The sequence below is a fragment of the Rhodococcus sp. MH15 genome, assembly GCF_019266045.1.
In the GTDB taxonomy this organism is placed as follows: Bacteria; Actinomycetota; Actinomycetes; order Mycobacteriales; family Mycobacteriaceae; genus Rhodococcus_F; species Rhodococcus_F qingshengii.
Genome location: NZ_LPNP01000082.1, coordinates 239,892 through 254,575 on the forward strand (window position 1 = coordinate 239,892; position 14,684 = coordinate 254,575).

Sequence of the window (14,684 nt, forward strand, 5' to 3'; positions counted from 1 at the left end):
ACGCGAACCAAGCGCAGCGGTCACATAGGTGACCCGCAAAGCGGCAGGCTGGTCGGTCGACATGGCTCCAAAAGTAGCAGCTTCACCGAGATTCACAAATCAGGTGCGGTAACGATCACACTGAACGCAACCCTGTCGGGGCGAAATCTCGCGTGTTTGGGTGGGCACACTCCCCACGAAAGGTGCACCATGTCTACAGCTTTCGCCAAGCCGACCCTCACGAATTCGGCATCAACGAACGGAGCGGCCGTTGACGCCGCTCGCGGCACTGTCACCACCCTCGGCGCGCATATCGGCGCCCGAATCGACGGAATCACTCTCGGCGGGCATCTCGACCCGGCGACGATTTCCCTCATCCGGCAAGCACTTCTCGAACACAAGGTGATCTTCTTTCGCGGGCAAGACCACCTCGACAACGATTCGCAGTACGAGTTCGCCCAGCTGCTGGGTACCCCGACCACTGCCCACCCCACCGTGAAGTCGCACGGCGCAAAAGTTCTGCCCATCGACTCGGACCTGGGCAAGGCCAACAGCTGGCACACCGACGTCACCTTCGTCGACCGCATCCCCAAGGCTTCGATCCTGCGCGCGGTGCAGCTACCCGAATACGGCGGTTCCACGACGTGGGCGTCGGGGGTAGCCGCCTACAACGGACTGCCGGATCCGCTCAAGGCGCTCGCGGAGAACCTCTGGGCTCGCCACACGAACGTCTACGACTATGCGGCAACCAGCGCCGAGCGGCTCACCGAAGATCGCACGGCCGCCTACCGCGAGGAGTTCCAGTCCACGTACTTCGAGACGGAACACCCGGTGGTGCGGGTCCACCCCGAAACCGGAGAACGCACGCTCGTCCTCGGACATTTTGTCAAGAACTTCGTCGGGTTGAGCACCGAACAGTCGAACGGTGTATTCAAGCTCTTGCAGGATCACGCCATCAAGCTCGAGTACACGACGCGGTGGAACTGGGAAGCCGGTGACGTCGCGATCTGGGACAACCGCGCCACCCAGCACTACGCGATCGCCGACTACGACGATCAGTACCGGCGTCTGGAGCGCATCACCCTTGCCGGCGACATCCCGGTCAACATCCACGGGGAACGAAGCCGCAGCATCGCCGGCGACGCTTCCGAATACTCGATCATCGAAGGCGCCTCGACTCTCCCATGACTTCACCGGATTCCGCCCCTCCTCCGCACGCCCGCGGATACGAAGGCTTCGAGGGTCGAATCGGCCGCACCGCAGCCGATTCGACCCCGTCGTGGCCCACCTCCACGACCCCGATTCCCGGATCACCCAACATCGTCGTGGTTCTGATCGACGACATGGGGTACAGCGACATCGGGCCGTTCGGCTCCGAGATCGAGACTCCCACCCTCGACCGCCTTGCCGCGCAGGGCATTCGGATGACCAACTATCACACGACGCCCCTCTGCTCGCCGTCGCGCGCAGCTCTTCTCACCGGCCTGAATCCGCACCGCGCCGGGTACGGTTTTGTCGCCAACGCCGACCCGGGCTACCCCGGACTGCGTCTGGAATTGGCCGACGACGTCCAGACACTCCCCGAAATCCTCCGCGGCGCGGGCTATGCGACCTATGCCGTCGGCAAGTGGCACCTCGTACGCGACGCCAACCTGGCCCCGGGACGAAATCGTGACTCCTGGCCGACGCAGCGCGGTTTCGATCGCTACTACGGCTCACTCGAAGGCCTCAACTCCTTCTACTATCCCAATCAACTGATCTCCGACAATTCTGTGGTCGACGTGGACGAGTACCCCGAGGGGTACTACCTCACCGACGATCTGACCGACAAAGCGGTCGGGTACATCAAGGACCTCCGCGCCCACGATCAGGACAAGCCGTTCTTCCTCTACTTCGCACACGTCGCCATGCACGGACCGTTGCAGGCCAAGCCTGCCGACCAGGAAAAGTACCGCGGCCGCTACGACGAAGGGTGGGATCGAATCCGCGAGTCGCGGTTCGCCTCTCAGCTCGTGCAAGGCCTCTTTCCGGAAGGTACGCAACAAGCACCGCGAAACTCCGAACCCGGCTTCGACGTCCCCGAATGGGAATCACTCACGCCGGAAGTGCAGTCCAGGTTCGCCCGCTACATGGAGGTGTACGCGGCGATGGTCGACTCGATCGATCAGAGCGTCGGACGCATCGTCGACACCCTGGACGAACTCGGCGAGCTCGACAACACGATCATCGTCTTCACCTCCGACAACGGCGGCACCGCCGAGGGCGGTTCGGACGGGACCCGAAGCTACTTCGCACAGTTCGCGCATATTCAGGATCCGGACTGGGTGGGCGATGTCCCCCACGACGAATCCCTCATCGGCGGACCTGCATTGGGCGTCCACTATCCACGTGGATGGGGACAGACGTCCAACACCCCGTTCCGGTTCTACAAAGGGCAATCCTTTGCCGGCGGGATCCGTGTTCCTTTTCTCCTGTCCTGGCCCGCTGGATTGAAACCCGGAGCAGACGACAACGGGATTCGCGACCAGTTCGCGTACGTCACCGACCTGACCCCTACGCTGCTCGAACTGGCCGGAATCGACGCACCCAGTGTGCGAAACGGGCTCCCGGTGAAAGAGTTCGACGGGGTGTCTTCCGCGCCCGTTCTGCGTTCGTCTGCCGCTCCGAGCACTCACACCGAGCAGTACACCGAGATGACCGGCAACCGTGGCTACTACAAGGACGGCTGGAAACTGCTGGCTCTCACCCCGGCGGACATCGACAAACCGCACTGGCAGTTGTTCGACGTCCGCACCGACCCGACCGAGCTCGACGACCTGGCATCACGGTTTCCCGACAAGGTTCGCGAACTCGCCGAGGCCTGGGACCACTCGGCGTGGGCGAACACCGTGTTTCCTCTACTCGGCAATACCGTCGGCGCGGTTCGCCGTCCGGAGGAAGGAGCACTCTCACGCCCGGTGCGACTACTTGCCGGAACGCCCCCGCTGGAGCGCTACCGCTCATCCAAGCTGATCGGGTTCCGCGACTTCGACATCACGGTCGAACTCGACGGTTACCGCGAAGGTGACGCCGGTGTCCTTGTCGCCCATGGCGATCCGCAGGGTGGGTACCTTCTCTACGTCGAGGACGGGCACCTGCATCTCGGGTACAACGCGTTCGGTTCCTACTCCGTTGTCGACGCCGGACCGCTGGCGCTCGGCACCGAACGCATCGAGCTGTCGGTGACGGTGGTACCGCGGTTGCGTTGGGATCTCCACGTCAGCGTCGACGGCATTCACGCGGGCCGGCTGCTCGGGCAAGTACAACTGGTGGGAATGGCGCCGTGGACCGGTATCTCGGTCGGTGTCGACGCCAGGGGACCTGTGTCGTGGGAGGTACGACGACGCCATGGTCCCTTCCGGTACAGCGGCGCGCTGCGCGCCGTCACCTACACACCCGGTCGGATACAAGTACCGCGTCGTCACATCGAATCCATCGAACGGGAAGCAGAGTATGCCGCCGACTAGCCCTACGATTGCATCATGACCATTTCTTCCGATGCCCGCATCGCCGTAGTCACCGGAGCCAGCTCCGGAATCGGTGAGGCCACCGCCCGCACCCTGGCAGCTCAAGGATTCCACGTCGTGATCGGTGCTCGCCGCGTCGATCGTCTCGAGAAGATCGCCGAGGAAATCGGTGGTACCGCTCTCGAACTCGACGTCACCGACGAGGATTCCGTCGACGCGTTTGCGGCCGTGGTCCCACGTGTCGACGTGTTGGTCAACAACGCGGGTGGTGCAAAGGGTCTGGCAACAGTCCTGGACGCGGATCTGGACGACTGGCGGTGGATGTGGGAGACCAATGTTCTGGGCACGTTGCGTGTGACGAAGGCACTGCTGCCCAAGCTGATCGATTCGGGTGACGGTCTGGTCGTGACCATCACCTCGGTGGCCGCGCTGGAGGCATACGACAACGGCTCGGGCTACACCACCGCCAAGCACGCTCAAGCCGTCCTTCATCGGACATTGCGTGGTGAACTGTTGGGCAAGCCCGTTCGACTGACCGAAATCGCGCCGGGAGCCGTCGAGACGGAGTTCTCACTCGTCCGGTTCGAGGGCGATCAGGACAAGGCCGACAAGGTGTACGAGGGAATCACACCGTTGGTGGCGCAGGACATCGCCGAGATCATCGGTTTTGTCGCGTCGCGGCCGTCACATGTGAACCTCGATCAGATCATCGTCAAGCCGAGGGATCAGGCAAGCCCCGGTCGGTTCCACCGCACCACCAGCTAGTTCGAATCGTTCTGACTAACCAGTGCGAATCACCCGGTGCAGGACGAGGCCGAGATTGCGCGCAATCTCGGCCTCCGTCATTTCCGTGGAAGCGCTACGGGCACTTACGGTTTCACCAGCGGTGATGATGTACCGACCATCTCCGGCATAGTCGTACCAGTGGAACGTTATGCCGTCGTCTGTCGGTCTGCTGTCCACCGCTCCTCGCGGGTATGTGGTGACTTCACCGATCGAGGTCCGCTCTCGGTCGAAGAATCTGCTCACTTCCTCGCTCCCGCGCGCACCGGCAGCACTGCTCAGGAAGCTCGCTCTACCGGAAGTTTTCGGCCTTTCGATGCTCACACCACGCTCCGATCCAGCGGGGCAGGTCGGCAGGTGATCGACGAGCATCCGTGGAATTGCCGATGGGCGTACCACGGTGAAAACCACGTCGGAGCCACAGTCGACAGTCCTGCCGGGCAGTTGAGTCAGGAGCACCCCCAGGTCGCCGGCAACAACGCCGTGCAATCGCGTCACCGTACTCATGTTCTGCCCGTGAAAACCGGAAACCTCCACGCGAGCATCAGGATTCGCAAGAGCACCGAGAACGTGATGCAGCCGATCGTCGAGCAACCAAGCCAGGTGTGCTCCCGCTCGACGTCGCTCTTCTGTCAGCTCGTTCATGGTTTCGGCCGTCGGACGAAACCGCAGCGGGTACGGGAGTCGGTCACGTCCGACCGCTTCCCAGAGAATCTGGAATTCGAGGCCGGTGAACTGCCACTGCATGGTGGTCATTCGCCCAGCACCGCCGGGGAGACCATCGGTAGGTCGCCGACCAGGGCGTTGCCGTTCTCGACTGTGACGAGGTAGCCGGGGGTGTCGTGAACGTTGTCTTCGTCTTGCCCTTGCCCTCGTCCCGGTGCCATGCCGCCGACGCCACCCATCGCACCCCGACCGCTCTGCGCGCCCGTCGCCGAGGTACCGCCAGTTCCGTTGACGCCCCCACGCCCGCCATTGGCGAGGCCGCCCACGCCGCCAGGGCCGAGAGCGCCACCTCCGGTTCCACCTGGCCCGAAGCCGCCGGTACCGATTCCACCTGCGGAACCACCACCCGAACCGCTACCCATGAGGCCTGAAGGCACTCCGGAACCGAGCTGAGCACCATTCGGAGTTGCACGAGCTAGGCCATCTGGCGCTGCACCGGCGGACAGTGGACCGGCATGTGCCGCGGTGGTCCCGGCCTGGTCGGAATCGGTTCCGGATCGAACTGCATCGACGTTCGGATTCCCTTGGGCATCAACACCGCTACGGTTGTCACCATTTCCGGAATCGGTGCCGGATGGATTCTGACCGGAACCGTGTCCGGGCGGGTTTGCCCCGCCGGAGTTTCCACCGTCCGCTCCCCCGCCAACTCCGCCACCCGATGTAGATGGCGCGCCGAGCCCGTTTCCTGAACCCGAAAAGTTCCCGCCGTCGGCACCACCACCACCGAATGCGCCGCCACTTCCAGCCCCGCCACTTCCAGCCCCTCCACCGCCGGTGACCGGATTGAATGCGGCCGGGAGGATCGGCACCTGATCGTCCGCACGCTTCATGGACGGCAGATACACGTCCTTCATCACCTGGCGCGCTTGACGTTCGGCTTCTTCCGCTTCGTATTGGGCCTGCTTCCATGTAGCCCCGGGAACCATGCTGAGAAACCTCTCGACCGTCGAGGCGCCGTCGGGGGCCGGAATCGAGCGTTTGGCCTCGTCGAGTGCGATCTTCGCCTCCTCGATCTTGTTCGAGATCAGATCGACCCGCACCTTCAGCTCACCCGCATCAGCCGAGTAGGCCAGCACTGCTTCCAGCGCAGCCGAGCCGCCGCGCCCCTGCCAGCCTTCGGTGATCGCACCGTTCACGTCGTTCTGGAACTTCCCGATGCCGGCTTCTACCCGGCCTGCAATGGCCTTCCAAGCCTCACCGATCGCACTCAGGGTTGCCGGATTCATCTCGTTGACGTGGTCGAAGATTTCGGAGTGCGACATCGCATCGAACGGATCGTCGTCCACGATTGCGTGTTCGCTGTACTCGAGCGACGACGTCTGGGCGGTGAGGGCATCGCGCTCACCCCAGGCTCGTGCGCGCTCCACATCGGCGTCGACGGTCGCAGCAGCCATCTCGTCGTCGAACGCGCCGCGGTCGTCGGTTATGGATTGCACCAGAGCAGATGTAGCGATTGCGCTCGCGATGGGAGTGCCGACAACTGGCAATGCCGCCACGCCAGGAGGCACGGCCTGCGTCGCTTCGGAGATTCTTCCCAGCACGTCTTCCAGAAATGGAATGCCCACCGCTGTCCCCCTGAAGTCGAAAACCCCCGTCGGACTCCCCCGAGCCGACAGCACTTACCTGTACAGACGCAAGCAGAGCCCGGACGGTTCCCTCATCCACGGATTTACCGCAGTACAGAGTTACGGCAGTGCCGACATCGACTTCCAGGTCGGCAGATCGATTGCCCAGTCGTAGATGTCGCCGTCCGCAGGAGACAGGTCGATCGACGTGCCGGTCACCTCGACGGGGTCACCGTAGAGGGCGGTTCCGAAGTATTCCTGCGCGTCGGATGTCGACAGGTTGATGCAACCGTTCGTGACGTTCGACGAGCCCTGCACCCCGGTGGTCTCAGGATTGGCGTGGATGAATTCGCCGTTGTTGGAGATGCGCACGGCCCAACGCTCACGCACGTTCTCGTAGAACGGCGGATTGGACATCATGAAGTCTTCGTACTTCTCCGTCACCATGTGAATGCCGCTGCGCGTGACGTTGCGAGGTTCGTTTCCCTCGCCGTAGCTGACGGGAATGTCCATGATCGTCTGACCGTCGCGCACCACCTGCATGCGGTGGCTGGGCGCATTCGCCTTCACGATCTGGCTACGACCGATCGTGAAGTCGAGCGTGAGATCCTGGTCGCCGAAGGCGCCACCGCCGTAGTTCAAGCCGTAGAGCTTGGCGTCCAGATGGACAGTCGTGCCCGGCACCCAGTAATCGGCCGGACGCCAATGGGCCCGCGATCCGCCGTTGTCGTCGGCCAGCCAAGCCCACGATCCGGCGGTGGGCGGCACGGTGGTCACGACAAGCGCCTTCTCGACGGCCGCCTTGTCGACGACGGAGTTGTCGAACTGCAACGTGATCGGTGCCGCGATGCCAACTTCTTGGCCGTCGGCGATGTTGAGGGTGGCGCCGGTGGTCGACTCCGGGGCAACCGTCGTAAAGCTCCCTTGGACTGGCACGGATTTACCGTCGGTTCCGGTTGCCGAGCCCGACCACGAATACGTGGTGCCGTAGCCGAGTGCCTCACTGACGGTGAACGATGTCTTGTCAGGCGACAATTGTCCTGCAACGGCTTTACCGGCTGCGTTGCTGAGGCTGACGTCGGACAGCGTTCCCTGGGTCACGGCTACCGAGACGGGGGCGACCGGGCTGACATCTTTGGTGCCGGGCGCCGGCGTCGACACCACGGTCGCCACCGGTGCTGGTTCGGCGGCCGCCGCGCCGCCCTGTCCGTCCTTGCCGCCGATCGTGCAGCCGACGACGGCCACCATCACAGCGAGCAATACAGCTACCAACGCAACAAGACGCGAACGACTTCTCCTACCACCCAGCTCATGCACTTCAACAGGCTACCTGCGGGCTCTGTCAGGAATCAGACGGTGCAGCCCACAGTTACCGGTTCCGGTTCCAGGTGCACACCGAACGCGGCTTCGACGCCGTCGCGCACTGTCCGCGCGAGCGAGACCACATCCGCGCTCGTTGCCGACCCTCTGTTGGTCAACGCCAAGGTGTGTTTCGTCGACAGCCTGGCCGGTGCATCTTCACCGGGATAACCCTTCGAGAATCCGGCCCGTTCGATCAACCATCCGGCCGAGAGCTTGGTTCCACCACTGCCCGGGAACTGCGGCACGGTGACGTCTCCGAGCTGTTCGGTTATTGCTCCGAGCACAGCGGGCAGCTTGTCGTCCGGCACCACGGGGTTGGTGAAGAAGGAACCCGCGCTCCAAGTGTCGTGGTCGTACGGATCGAGGACCATCGCCTTACCCGTCCGAAGACCCAGAACTGCCTCGCGGACCTGCGACGCAGGTAACCGCTCGCCTTCTTCGGCCCCGAGTGCGGTGAACAGTTCGCGGTACGCGAGCGGGGCACTCAGTCCGTCGGTCGACGCATCGAATTCGACGGCGAGAACCACTGCTGCATCGGAATGCTTGAGGACGCTCGACCGGTAACCCAATTCGAGTTTCGACGGTTCGACCCACGACACTTCGCCACTGCGTCGGTCGAGCAATTGAACCCGCCGGAGCCGCGAGCCCACCTCGACGCCGTACGCGCCGACGTTCTGCACCGGCGTCGCACCGGTCGAGCCCGGAATCCCGGACAGGCACTCGAGGCCACCCAGTTCCGCGGCGACCGATTGACCGACTACTTCGTCCCACACCGCGCCCGCTTCGGCGACGACGCGGTCCGTGTCGAGGCTCACGGTGGTGTTGGCCACACGAACGACAACTCCGTCGAATCCCGAGTCGGAGATCACGAGATTGGATCCGCCGGCGAGAATCAGCGTCGGGATCTGCTCGCGATCGAGCAGCGTCACGACGTCGATCAACGACTGCGTCGTCGGACATTCGGCGAGCAGCCGCGCCGGTCCCCCGATTCGGAGCGTCGTCAATCCCGACAAGTCAACGTTCTCGGACACGAAAGCGCCTGATTCCACGACGCGTCTGCCAATGGTTACGTCCCACACATCGATAAACGGTAGCCTCCACAATCGTGAGCCGTCGCATCGAGCATTCGTCGAAGTACACAGTCCCCGCCGAGAAGGTCCATGAGGCGGTGACCTCCGAGCAGTACTGGCGCGACCGAATCGTCGCTGTCGGTGGTCCCGGCGCAACGATCGAAGAGCTGACCGTTCGCGACGAAACCGTCGCGGTCACGATGTCGCAGATCATTGCCGCAGAGCATCTCCCCAGCATGGTGTCGAAAGTCGTCAACGGCGACATCGTCATCAAGCGCAGTGAAACGATGGCGCCTTTCAAGGACGGCAAGGCCACCGGCACCTTCTCCGCCCACGTCGACGGCGTTCCCGCCCGTGTCGAGGGCACGCAGGTGCTGACAGGTGACGAGAACTCCGCCACTCTCGAGATCGACGGTGAGGTCGAGGTCAAGATCCCGTTCCTCGGCGGAAAGATCGAAAGTGCGATTGTCGACGAGGTTGTCCGGCTCATCCAGGCCGAACAGGACTTCACCCGGGAGTGGATCGCGAAGTAAAACCCTGCGGGCGGCGGCAGTTGTGGATACAGCCGATTTGGCTTGTCACAGCGTGTAACCGGTATTCTTTTCGATCATGGCTCGCCGCATCGACTACTCCGCCCGCTATCAGCACTCCCCCGAGCAGGTCTATGCGGCGCTGGCGGACCGCTCGTACTGGGAGGCCCGTGTCGAGGAGATGCGCAAGCATTCCGAGAACCATGTGGAACATTTCGAGGTCACCGATTCCGGAATCGATCTCGTGCTCCACCACATTCTTCCGCGCACGGATTTGCCTGACATCGCTCAGACAGTGATGAAGAAGGATCTTGTCATCACTCGTAAGGAGTCGTACGGCGCCTTCGGTGACACCGTGACCGGAACGTACGAAGCGTCCATCCCGGCCGGGCCGGGGAGTTTGTCCGGCACCATGGAGTTGTTCGCGACCGATACCGGGTCCACGCTGCGAACCACGTCCGAGGCCAAGGTCTTCATACCGTTCATCGGCGCGAAGTTGGAGCAACTGATGCTCATCAACCTCGTAGATCTGTTCCGCACCGAAGCCCAGGTCACCGCGACCTGGCTCGCCGCACGCTGAACCCGGCGTGAAGAAAGCTCCACCCCCGAAGATCGAGGGGGTCATCACCCGTGGCACGACGGGAATCAACAGACTGCGACGTAGTGACCGGTGGATCGTGCACAACCGCACTATCGCGCACGCCCTGAACAACGCGACCGATCCGTTGATCGTCGACCTCGGGTACGGGGCGAGGCCGGACACCACCTTCGAGATGGCAAGCCGCCTCACCGCTGTCCGGCGGGATCGACGCGTCATCGGGCTCGAGATCGACCCCGCCCGCGTGGTCGAGAGTCGTGACGGTGTCAGCTTCGCCCGTGGTGGATTCGAACTTGCCGGTCTCACACCCGTCTTCGTACGCGCCTTCAACGTGCTCCGGCAGTATCCGGAGGAGGCTGTGGACTCTGCGTGGGCACACATTCAGTCCGGTCTCGCGCCGGGCGGGCTGCTACTCGACGGAACCTGCGACGAACTCGGGAGACGTTGCGCCTGGGTGCTTCTCGACGCTGATCGTCCATTGACCCTGACACTGGCCTGGGATCCCTTCGACATCGAGCGCCCTTCCGACATCGCGGAACGTCTCCCGAAGGCTCTCATCCACCGCAACGTTCCCGGTGAGCCGATCCACGCGTTGCTCAGCGCGGCCGATCGAGCCTGGGCCACCGCCGCGCCGCACGCCTCGTTCGGACCTCGCCATCGTTGGGCTGCCGCATTGGAAATACTTCGGGCGCAAGGAATTCCCGTGCAACCCGCGCGGCGACGTCTTCGTGACTGCATCCTGACCGTGCCCTGGCACGTCGTAGCGCCGAATCCCTGAACTCACAGACGGGAAACGCCCCGCCGCGGAGGTGTTCTCCGCAGCGAGGCGTCCGTGTGCAGGCGTCGGGCTAGGACCCGAAGATGTTTTCCAGGCTTCCCAGTGAACCGGTCGAACTGCCGCCGTTGCCCGGATCGCCGCCGTCGGACGCTGCCGTCACCTTGACGGTGACTGCGGCCTGGGTCTCGGAACCGAGATAGCCGTCAGTTCCACTGAACACCGCGGTGATTCGGCGATCTCCGAGTTCAGTGAAGGTGTGCGAGAGCGTGGCCTTACCGTTCACCACCGCAACTGGTCCACCGATCGGGGTGGTTCCGTCCATGAACTGAACCGTTCCTGCGCTGAGCGTAGGTACCACTGCCGCAACAAGATCGACCTTCGCGCCCTTGACCGCTGACGCCGGAGCGCTCACGGTGATGGACGTTTCCTGATCCTCCGCGGCCGGAGCCGTGACCGAAACCGACTGAGCAGCCGAGGTAGAGGTGAGGAATCCCGCGGCACCCGAGTACACGGCCGTGATGTCATGCGTGCCGACGCTCGCGAACTCGTGCATGATCGACGCCTTGCCCTCGACGACCGGCACCGGCGAGCCGAGATTGCCCGAGCCGTCCTTGAACTGCACTGTGCCGCCCACCGGCGTCGGCGTGACGGTTACCGACAGACCAACTGCCGTACCGGTTTTTGCATCCGCCGGAACGGTCAAGACCGTCTGGGTCTGCTGGTCGGTGGGAGCCGGCGCCTTGACGTTCACGGTCTGGGCGTTCGATGTCGAACCCAAGTAGTTACCCGAACCCGAGAACACTGCGGTGATGCTGTACTCACCCGCCACGTTGAAGGTCGGCGTGGTTGTTGCCTTACCTGAGGCATCCACGGGAACCGGGGATCCCAGATCCCTGCCACCTTCCTTGAACTGCACGGTTCCGCCTGCAGCACCGGTCGAGACGGAGGCAGTGAACGACAAGGCCTCCCCTGTCGAACCTGTCGACGGGCCGACGAGGGTAGTCGTTGTGTTCTCCTCGACCACCACCGGAGCGACTGTCAGCGCATGTGGCGCCGATGTCGAAGTCTGGTAGACACCGGAACCGGAGTACACCGCCACGATCGAATGCGCTCCGACTGCATAGGAATTCGTCAGCGAAGCCTTGCCGTTGGCATCGACGGGAACGGCGCCGCCGAGGTCGGTTGCACCGTCCTTGAACTGCACCGTGCCACCCGCCGGAGTGGGCGACACCGTAGCCTCGACGGTCACGGAATCACCTGCAACTGCACTTGCGGGACCGGTGATCGCGGTTGCAGTGCTCTTGTCCGCTTCGGACACTACGACGTCGACAGCTGACGACGTGGAAGACGCCACCTTTGCATTACCGAGATACTTGGCCGTCACGCTGTGGGTTCGGACGTCAGCCGGTGTCCAGGCAAGCGTTGCAACACCATTGGCGAGCGCGCCCGCACCGATCTTGGTGGCACCGTCGAAGAACTCCACCGAATCACCGTCGGCACCACCGGTCACCGTCGCGCTCAACGTCACCGGCTGTCCCAACTTCACGCCACTGGTCGGTGACAGCGTCGTCGTCGAGATGTTCTTCTGAACGTTGATCGACGGACCACGACCATTCGTCGTGTCGTCAACGAACACCGTCCCGTCGAAATGCACCGTCGTCGACAAATCAGTACCACGAGCACAATCCGCACCGACGCGATACTGGAATTCGAACGTCTTGACGTCACCACCCCACATCGGCCATTCGACATACGTCATACACGCCGGATGAAAATCGCGCACCGCATACAGATTGTGAACCGCGGCAGTTCGCTTGAACACCGTCTTCGACGTGATCACATCACCCTCGGACGGCGTCCCGTTACTGATCGTCCGAGTCACCTTGTACCCGTCGGAATTGAACTCCGCCGTCACCGGAGCCGCACCAGCAACCCCGACACCCGCAACCACCGCGAAACCCGCAGCAACAGCAAACACACTCAAACCTGCAACTGCACGGCGTGCAGAACCTACAGACATAGCTTTTCCTTCTCGAGAAGTGAGCGAAATGGGTGATGCCCCACCGCCGAACGCGGGCGGGGCATCACCAGGTGTCGGCGACTAGGAGCCGAAGATGTTGCCGAGGCTGCCGAGCGAACCGGTGCCGTTGCCTGGTTCTTCACCGTCGACGGGTGCGGCGATCTGGACGGAGACCTGATCGGACGATGCCGTCACCGTGCCGGCGCCCGAGTACTCCGCCGCGACAACTCGCTGCCCTTGAGTTGCGGGCTTCCACGAAAGGCTGGCCTTTCCGGATGAATCGACCGTGGCCGTGCCGATGACGGTCTCGCCGTCCTTGAAGGTGACTGTGCCACCCGCATTGGCGGGGCTGATTTGAGCGGAGATCGTCTGGGCAACGCCGACCTGGCCCGCCACTACGCTGAGATCTGTTGTGGAGCTTGTTGTTCCGGCGGGCTGTTCGGCGACTGTCACATTCGCGGTGGTACTCGACCCAGTGACGCCGGATCTGCCGGAGAACACAGCCTCGACGGTCTGCGCACCGGCAACCGTCGGAACCCAGGCGTAGGTCGCTTCACCGTTGCCTGCCACCGGCACCGAAGCGAGCACCGTTCCGCCGACCTTGAACGTGACCGTTCCACCGGTGCCCGACGCGGACACAGTCGCTTTGAGATTGGTCGACTTGCCGACCTGCGCGCCCGAGATCGGCGCCAGCGTCGTACTGGACTGAGCATCGGCCTGCGAAACGTTCACGATCAGCGCTGCCGAAGCGGAACCGACGGCACGCGCCGTGTCGGCGAACTTCGCTGTGATCGAGTGGTCTCCACGGGTGGTCGGTGTCCAGGCAAGTGTTGCAACACCATTGGCGAGCGCGCCCGCACCGATCTTGGAACCGGCGTCGAAGAACTCCACCGAATCACCGTCGGCACCACCGGTCACCGTCGCGCTCAGCGTCACCGGCTGCCCCACCTGAGCGCCACTGACCGGTGACACGGCGGTCGTCGACACGTTCTTCTGAACGTTGATCGACGGACCACGACCATTTGTCGTGTCGTCAACGAACACCGTCCCGTCGAAATGCACCGTCGTCGACAAATCAGTACCACGAGCACAATCCGCACCGACGCGATACTGGAATTCGAACGTCTTGACGTCACCACCCCACATCGGCCACTCCGTAACACCCGCACTCAAACGAACAGAATCAGTAGCCACCTCGTTGACACGGAACGCACTACCGTTCACCGTCGCCGAACCATCGACATACGTCATACACGCCGGATGAAAATCGCGCACCGCATACAGATTGTGAACCCCAGCAGTTCGCTTGAACACCGTCTTCGACGTGATCACATCACCCTCGGACGGCGTCCCGTTACTGATCGTCCGAGTCACCTTGTACCCGTCGGAATTGAACTCCGCCGTCACCGGAGCCGCACCAGCAACCCCGACACCCGCAACCACCGCGAAACCCGCAGCAACAGCAAAAACACTCAACCCACCGACAACACGACGAACACCACTCACGGACATCCAGATCCCTCTCGACAACGGGGCAGACAGGCGTCCAGGACAAGCGTCCGTCTGCTTTCGATGCCGTGACGTTATCCCATTGACTGTAAAGTAACTACGCTTTTCGCAGATTTAGTTCATCGGCGACATCGCCGAACTGCAGTAACAGTGGGCTGAACGTCCCGAACCGCACATCTGGATGCGTTCTTACCTGCGCTAAAGACAAAACAGTCGCCCGAAAATAGCGATTTACAAATCTCTGATATCGGCGTCATA

At 62.9% G+C, this 14,684-nt stretch carries 12 protein-coding genes; 6 read left to right on the forward strand and 6 right to left on the reverse strand.

What is annotated here, in order from left to right; all coding sequences use genetic code 11:
* The first annotated feature begins 189 nt into the window (after positions 1–189).
* From ATN37_RS31270 to ATN37_RS31280, 3 genes are read left to right on the forward strand one after another with little or no spacing between them, the layout of a single operon-like run.
* Positions 190–1,167 (forward strand): TauD/TfdA family dioxygenase, encoded by a 978-nt coding sequence (locus tag ATN37_RS31270; RefSeq protein ID WP_042452972.1) that lies wholly within the window; start codon positions 190–192, stop codon positions 1,165–1,167.
* The gene (locus tag ATN37_RS31275; protein WP_218696074.1) at positions 1,164–3,485 is read left to right on the forward strand and encodes an arylsulfatase; all 2,322 of its coding nucleotides are present in this window, start codon (positions 1,164–1,166) and stop codon (positions 3,483–3,485) included. The genes ATN37_RS31270 and ATN37_RS31275 overlap by 4 nt, the downstream gene beginning before the upstream one ends.
* Positions 3,486–3,500: 15 nt before the next feature.
* Positions 3,501–4,250 carry an SDR family NAD(P)-dependent oxidoreductase gene (locus tag ATN37_RS31280; protein ID WP_003942076.1) on the forward strand — a complete coding sequence of 250 codons (750 nt, stop codon included), beginning with the start codon at positions 3,501–3,503 and terminating at the stop codon, positions 4,248–4,250.
* Between the two features lie 15 nt (positions 4,251–4,265).
* Here ATN37_RS31280 and ATN37_RS31285 read toward each other — a convergent pair whose 3' ends face one another.
* The 4 genes from ATN37_RS31285 to ATN37_RS31300 all read right to left on the reverse strand — a co-directional run bounded on the left by ATN37_RS31285 (position 4,266) and on the right by ATN37_RS31300 (position 8,952).
* Complete coding sequence (locus ATN37_RS31285) at positions 4,266–5,024, reverse strand: ESX secretion-associated protein EspG (protein ID WP_218696075.1); 759 nt, start codon at positions 5,022–5,024, stop codon at positions 4,266–4,268.
* Positions 5,021–6,559, reverse strand: coding sequence for a hypothetical protein (locus ATN37_RS31290; RefSeq protein ID WP_218696076.1), 1,539 nt, complete (start codon positions 6,557–6,559; stop codon positions 5,021–5,023). Before ATN37_RS31290 ends, ATN37_RS31285 begins: the two co-directional genes overlap by 4 nt.
* Before the next feature lie 120 nt (positions 6,560–6,679).
* Entirely contained in the window at positions 6,680–7,876 is a 1,197-nt protein-coding gene (locus ATN37_RS31295; protein ID WP_042452959.1) for an Ig-like domain-containing protein, read from the reverse strand.
* 32 nt (positions 7,877–7,908) lie between these two features.
* On the reverse strand, positions 7,909–8,952 hold the full coding sequence (locus ATN37_RS31300; RefSeq protein ID WP_051649640.1) for a UDP-N-acetylmuramate dehydrogenase: 1,044 nt from the start codon (positions 8,950–8,952) through the stop codon (positions 7,909–7,911).
* A gap of 74 nt (positions 8,953–9,026) precedes the next feature.
* On the opposite strand from ATN37_RS31300, the gene ATN37_RS31305 reads away from it, so the two are divergent.
* The 3 genes from ATN37_RS31305 to ATN37_RS31315 all read left to right on the forward strand — a co-directional run bounded on the left by ATN37_RS31305 (position 9,027) and on the right by ATN37_RS31315 (position 10,897).
* A complete protein-coding gene (locus tag ATN37_RS31305) occupies positions 9,027–9,524 on the forward strand; it encodes a DUF2505 domain-containing protein (protein ID WP_003942023.1) in 498 nt (165 codons plus the stop codon).
* A gap of 76 nt (positions 9,525–9,600) precedes the next feature.
* Positions 9,601–10,101 carry a DUF2505 domain-containing protein gene (locus ATN37_RS31310; protein ID WP_007735352.1) on the forward strand — a complete coding sequence of 167 codons (501 nt, stop codon included), beginning with the start codon at positions 9,601–9,603 and terminating at the stop codon, positions 10,099–10,101.
* Between the two features lie 7 nt (positions 10,102–10,108).
* Positions 10,109–10,897 (forward strand): hypothetical protein, encoded by a 789-nt coding sequence (locus ATN37_RS31315; RefSeq protein WP_007735354.1) that lies wholly within the window; start codon positions 10,109–10,111, stop codon positions 10,895–10,897.
* Between the two features lie 70 nt (positions 10,898–10,967).
* On the opposite strand, the gene ATN37_RS31320 is transcribed toward ATN37_RS31315, so the two are convergent.
* Together ATN37_RS31320 and ATN37_RS31325 are read right to left on the reverse strand one after the other, a co-directional pair.
* Positions 10,968–12,917 (reverse strand): Ig-like domain-containing protein, encoded by a 1,950-nt coding sequence (locus ATN37_RS31320; protein WP_218696077.1) that lies wholly within the window; start codon positions 12,915–12,917, stop codon positions 10,968–10,970.
* An 81-nt stretch (positions 12,918–12,998) separates the two neighbouring features.
* Positions 12,999–14,429: an Ig-like domain-containing protein gene (locus ATN37_RS31325; RefSeq protein WP_064074208.1), complete on the reverse strand. Its 1,431-nt coding sequence runs from the start codon at positions 14,427–14,429 to the stop codon at positions 12,999–13,001.
* Between the last annotated feature and the right edge of the window lie 255 nt (positions 14,430–14,684).

Bases quoted from the DNA above. Each gene is read 5' to 3' on its own strand.
- ATN37_RS31280 (WP_003942076.1), top strand. From the start codon at position 3,501: ATGACCATTTCTTCCGATGCCCGCATCGCCGTAGTCACCGGAGCCAGC.
- ATN37_RS31270 (WP_042452972.1), top strand. From the start codon at position 190: ATGTCTACAGCTTTCGCCAAGCCGACCCTCACGAATTCGGCATCAACG.
- ATN37_RS31320 (WP_218696077.1), bottom strand. From the start codon at position 12,917: ATGTCTGTAGGTTCTGCACGCCGTGCAGTTGCAGGTTTGAGTGTGTTT.
- ATN37_RS31325 (WP_064074208.1), bottom strand. From the start codon at position 14,429: ATGTCCGTGAGTGGTGTTCGTCGTGTTGTCGGTGGGTTGAGTGTTTTT.
- ATN37_RS31285 (WP_218696075.1), bottom strand. From the start codon at position 5,024: ATGACCACCATGCAGTGGCAGTTCACCGGCCTCGAATTCCAGATTCTC.
- ATN37_RS31310 (WP_007735352.1), top strand. From the start codon at position 9,601: ATGGCTCGCCGCATCGACTACTCCGCCCGCTATCAGCACTCCCCCGAG.
- ATN37_RS31275 (WP_218696074.1), top strand. From the start codon at position 1,164: ATGACTTCACCGGATTCCGCCCCTCCTCCGCACGCCCGCGGATACGAA.